This is a genomic window from Poseidonibacter sp. (assembly GCF_041821165.1).
In the GTDB taxonomy this organism is placed as follows: Bacteria; Campylobacterota; Campylobacteria; order Campylobacterales; family Arcobacteraceae; genus Poseidonibacter.
Genome location: NZ_JBGUES010000177.1, coordinates 1 through 4,788 on the forward strand (window position 1 = coordinate 1; position 4,788 = coordinate 4,788).

Below are 4,788 nucleotides of genomic sequence, written 5' to 3' on the forward strand. Positions count from 1 at the left end.
GTTAGACTTAACATATATTTTGTATTAGTTAATAATCCACCGCTTCCATATTTTTTTGATGAATCATCTCTACTTCTCCCATCACTTAAATAGTGTTTACCTTGAGTAAGTACTTCATCAAAATATTTTTTTGTAATCCATGGTACACCCATCCAATAAACAGGATATTGAAATATTATATAATCAGCCCATGAAAGTTTTTCAACCTCTTCTTCTACTTTATAACCCTTATCAATATTTGTTTGTTTTATTTCACAATCATTTGAAGATAAAAACTCTTTTGCTTTATCTATAAAAATATTTGTAAGTTTACCTTCTGCTACATTATCATAATGTTGATGACCATTTATTATTAATACTTTTTTCACAATTTTTCCTTTAAATAATCTTCTAGTTTAGAAATTATATGCCTAATGAACTTAAATTATCCTTACAGTAATTTAGGTAAGTAATGGTTATTTATCTTACTTATGATATAATTTCAATAGAAAAAGGAAAAGAAATGTATTTAATAAATGATAAAGAGTATAAATGTTCAGTTGCTGTTACACTTGATATTTTTAATGATAGATGGAAATTAGCAATTATATGGCACTTATTAGAAAACCCTAAAAGATTTAAAGATTTACATATTGATATAAGTGAAATTACTCAAAAAACTTTAACTGTAAAATTAAAAGAGTTAGAAGAAAAAAATATTATTCATAGAGAAGTATTTGCAGAAGTTCCTCCAAAAGTAGAATATAGTCTTACACCTATTGGAGAAAAATTGAAACCTGTTTTAAAAGAGATGTATAAATGGGGAATAAATTATGTAGAAGATTTTGGAGAGGTTACACCTGAAGAATCATGTGAAGCTGAGGCTTGTTTAAAGAATAATTTTTAATAAAGAGATAAATAATGGAAAATTTTGCCTTAATTGGATTTGCTATAATTGTTGGATATGTACTACAAAAACTTCATATATTTCCAGAAGAAACACCAAATATTTTAAATAAATTCATTATTTATATCTCATTACCTGCAATTATATTGCTTCAAGTTCCAAAGCTAAATTTCTCTTTTGATATTTTAGTTCCTGCCATTATTTCATGGCTTGTTATGGGTTTAAGTGCTGTTTTAGTTATTGTTATTTCTAAAATGTTTAATTGGTCAAAATCAATAACTGGTAGTTTATTATTAGTTGCAATTTTAACAAATAGTTCTATTATGGGTATTCCAATAATAAATGCCTATTTAGGAGAAGAAGCTCTTCCTTATGTTTTAATTTATGACCAATTAGGTACTTTTATTGCCTTAGCTGTTTATGGTGCTTTTGTTACTGCTTATTATTCATCAAATAGTTCTATTAGTTCAAAAGTAATTATTCAGAAAATATTAACTTTTCCATCATTTTTAGCACTTTTAATTGCCCTATTATTTTTAGGTCAATCTTTTCCTCCATTATTAACAAGTATTCTTACAACTTTTGCTAATACTTTAATACCAGTTGCACTTGTAGCAGTTGGTTTACAATTGCAGTTTAAGTTGCCAAAAAATGATATAAAACCTCTAAGTATTGCTCTTATAATCAAATTAGCAATCGCTCCTTTAATAGCATATATTATTACTATAACTTTTGGATGGAATAATTTAGCAGGTCAAGTATCTATTTTTGAAGCAGGAATGGCTCCTATGATAACAGCTGGGGCAATGGCTTCTATGGCTGGATTAGCTCCAAGATTAAGTATTGCAATTGTTGGTTATGGGATTCTAATTTCATTTATTACAACAGCTGTAATTTCAAAACTTATAATATAAATATACATTTTTGTGTTAAAACTTTATATACTCTTAACACAAATACTGTATTATACAACAAATTTAAATTAGGAATTTTCATGTTTAAAATGGCAAAAAAGATACTTTTAGCACTTGCTTTAATTACAAGTTTAAATGCAAATGAAGAGTTATCAAAAAATGAAATTAAGCAAATAGAACAATTAGAACTTTTTCAAAGAGCTAATATAAAAGTTTCAAAAGCTTATGATGTTGGTAGTTTATATCTACTTGATATTGTAGTTCAAGGAAATAATGACCAAGTATTTTTAACAAAAGATAAAAAGAACTTAATCCCTGGTGATGTTATAAATACAGCAACTCGTGAAAAAGTAGCTATTCCTGCTGATGTTGCATCTATTAGAGGAAAAGAAGCTTTTGTTTTTGGAAGTGGTACAGATGAATATTTCTTATTTACAGATCCTGAGTGTCCTTATTGTAAAAAATTTGAAGCTTACTTTCCTCAAATTGAGAAAAATGTAAAAATTAGAGTTTTCTTTTATCCTTTAAGTTTTCATAAAAATGCAAAAGATTTATCAATTTATGTAATGAGCAAAAAAACAAAAGCTGAAAAAATCAAAACTATGTTAAGTGTTGATGTAAATGATAAAGCTTACAAAAATAGAAAATATGCAAATGGTGAATACGAAAAACTAGAAAAAGAGTTAGCAGAGCAAATGGATGTTGCTTCTAATCTTAAAGTTCAAGGTACACCAGCTGTATTTGATAAAGATGGGAAAAAAGTTGTTTGGGTTAATTTATTAGCTAAATACGGAATCCAAGTAAAATAGATATAAATAAGTATGCAAAAAAGCATACTTATTTTACTAAAATAAAAACTTCACTATAAAATAACCTCCAATAACTAACCAAGTAAATAATACTAAAGATAAATATACAGGTTTAAATCCTACATTTTTAAACTTAGCAAAACTTGTTTCCATTCCTAAAGCTGTCATTGCCATAGTTAAAGCAAAATTATCTAAGTAGTTAATTTTTTCAACTATATTTATAGCTAATAAATCAAATGAATTAAAGGCAACTACAACTATAAACATAACAGCAAACCAAGGTATTGTGATTTTTGCTTTATTATTTGCTGTTTTATTTACAGAAGTTTTTACTATCCAAAAAGATAAGATAATCAAAAATGGTGCTAACATCATAACTCTTATCATTTTAACAATAACAGCATTTATAGCTACATTATCACCTAAAACATTTGCAGAACCAACTACATGTGCTACTTCATGAAGTGTTGCACCTATATATATTCCCATAGTTTGTTCACTTAAACCTAAAATTCCTAGTTTAAATAAAAATGGATATAAAAACATAGCAATAGTTCCAAATACTACAACAGAAGAAACAGCAATTGCACTTTTATATGCTTCACATTTTAAAACTGTTTCTGTTGCTAAAACAGCTGCTGCTCCACATATTGCACTTCCTGCACTTGTTAAAATAGTAATTTCTCTATCAAGTTTTAATACTTTTATTCCAAAGATATAGCCAATAATAAATGTACTTGATAATAATAAAAATGCAAGAAAAACACCTAAAAATCCAATATCTTGTAAGTTTTGAAAAGTTAATCTAAATCCATATAAAACAATTCCAAATCGTAAAACTGTTTTTGTACAAAAAACAATTCCTTTTTGTAAATTATTAGGAAAATATTTTTTAATACTATTTGCATAAATCATTCCAAATAAAATACCTATAATCATTGGACTTATTGCCATATCTTTGAAAAAAGATAACTCAGCAAAAAGTGTTGCACAAAGTGCAAAAAATAGAACAAATACAAATCCCATCATAATAAACTCCTTTGATTTTTTAAGTTTATCTGTATATCTTTAATTTGTAAAATATATTAAATCTATTATAATGATATATAAAATTAATAAGGCAAGATATGACATTAAAAGAATTAAACTTTTTTTATAAACTTAGTGATAATCCACAAGTAACTCAAGTTGCCCAAGAATTAGGTATTAGTCAATCTGCTATTTCTCTTGCTATAAAGTCATTAGAGAAAAAACTAGATGAACAGCTATTTGATAGAGTTGGTAAAAAACTAATACTTAATGAAAGAGGAAGATTCTTTAAAGAAAAAACTATATCTCACTATTTAGCTTTAAAAGATACTCAAAATATTTTCCAAACAAATAAATTAGCTGGTAATATAAAAATTGCATCTAGTAAAACCATCTCAAACTATTTAATGCCTGATATTTATTATCACTTTTTATCAAAATATTCTGATGTAAAATTTGATATTTCTACATTGAATTCTACAAAAATTGTGCAAAATATACTTGAGTCAAACTTAGATGTAGGACTAATAGAAATAGATATAAATCATTCAAATTTGATAAAAGAAAAACTTTGTGATGATGAACTTATTATTGTAACAAGTGATAAAAATGCACCAAAAGAGGCATTTATTGATACTATTACAAAAAAATGGATATTAAGAGAAACAGGTTCAGGTACAAAAGAGATCTTTATAAATAAGCTAGGAAAATATGCTCTAAATTTAGAAGTATTTATGCAGTTACAAGATTTTGAAGAGATAAAAACAGTAGTTTTGGATAATAAAGATACAATCACTGCAATATCAAAATTAGCTCTAAAAAAAGAGTTAGAAGATAAAAAGTTATTTCAAATAAAACTAAAAAATCTTGATTTTAAAAGAGAACTTTATATTGTTTATCATAAAGATAAATCAAAAAATCTACTTTTTAATACTTTTATTGAGTTTTTAAAAGATAAGTTTAATAGATAAATTAAATCATCTATTAAACTAAAAAATCTAATTTATTTATAATTAGTCAATAATTGAAATATAAATTTCGATTTCTTCTTCTGCTACATATTTTTCAAAATCAACAGAATATTTTCTTTTATATTCACTATTTTCATCTGCAAAATAAGCCCAGATTTTTTCCCATGTTTCTAATACAG

General features: G+C 25.5%; 6 protein-coding genes. 4 read left to right on the forward strand and 2 right to left on the reverse strand.

The features are described 5' to 3' along the window. The coding region (locus ACERKK_RS11320) for an NAD(P)H-dependent oxidoreductase (RefSeq protein WP_373773185.1) at window positions 1-368 on the reverse strand (368 nt) is incomplete at its 3' end. A gap of 134 nt (window positions 369-502) precedes the next feature. Between ACERKK_RS11320 and ACERKK_RS11325 the strand changes: the two genes are divergently transcribed. The 3 genes from ACERKK_RS11325 to ACERKK_RS11335 all read left to right on the forward strand — a co-directional run bounded on the left by ACERKK_RS11325 (window position 503) and on the right by ACERKK_RS11335 (window position 2,609). After that, complete coding sequence (locus ACERKK_RS11325) at window positions 503-886, forward strand: winged helix-turn-helix transcriptional regulator (protein ID WP_373773190.1); 384 nt, start codon at window positions 503-505, stop codon at window positions 884-886. A 14-nt stretch (window positions 887-900) separates the two neighbouring features. Next, the gene (locus ACERKK_RS11330; protein WP_373773186.1) at window positions 901-1,800 is read left to right on the forward strand and encodes an AEC family transporter; all 900 of its coding nucleotides are present in this window, start codon (window positions 901-903) and stop codon (window positions 1,798-1,800) included. Window positions 1,801-1,880: 80 nt separating this feature from the next. Further along, on the forward strand, window positions 1,881-2,609 hold the full coding sequence (locus ACERKK_RS11335; protein WP_373773187.1) for a thioredoxin fold domain-containing protein: 729 nt from the start codon (window positions 1,881-1,883) through the stop codon (window positions 2,607-2,609). Window positions 2,610-2,645: 36 nt separating this feature from the next. Here the strand turns inward: ACERKK_RS11335 and ACERKK_RS11340 are convergent, their stop codons facing one another. Further along, the gene (locus tag ACERKK_RS11340; RefSeq protein WP_373773188.1) at window positions 2,646-3,638 is read right to left on the reverse strand and encodes a YeiH family protein; all 993 of its coding nucleotides are present in this window, start codon (window positions 3,636-3,638) and stop codon (window positions 2,646-2,648) included. Window positions 3,639-3,736: 98 nt separating this feature from the next. On the opposite strand from ACERKK_RS11340, the gene ACERKK_RS11345 reads away from it, so the two are divergent. Next, window positions 3,737-4,609 (forward strand): LysR family transcriptional regulator, encoded by an 873-nt coding sequence (locus ACERKK_RS11345; protein ID WP_373773189.1) that lies wholly within the window; start codon window positions 3,737-3,739, stop codon window positions 4,607-4,609. The last annotated feature ends 179 nt before the right edge of the window (window positions 4,610-4,788 follow it).

Coding starts and splice junctions, on each gene's coding strand:
- ACERKK_RS11325 (WP_373773190.1), top strand. CDS start 503: ATGTATTTAATAAATGATAAAGAGTATAAATGTTCAGTTGCTGTTACA.
- ACERKK_RS11330 (WP_373773186.1), top strand. CDS start 901: ATGGAAAATTTTGCCTTAATTGGATTTGCTATAATTGTTGGATATGTA.
- ACERKK_RS11335 (WP_373773187.1), top strand. CDS start 1,881: ATGTTTAAAATGGCAAAAAAGATACTTTTAGCACTTGCTTTAATTACA.
- ACERKK_RS11340 (WP_373773188.1), bottom strand. CDS start 3,638: ATGATGGGATTTGTATTTGTTCTATTTTTTGCACTTTGTGCAACACTT.
- ACERKK_RS11345 (WP_373773189.1), top strand. CDS start 3,737: ATGACATTAAAAGAATTAAACTTTTTTTATAAACTTAGTGATAATCCA.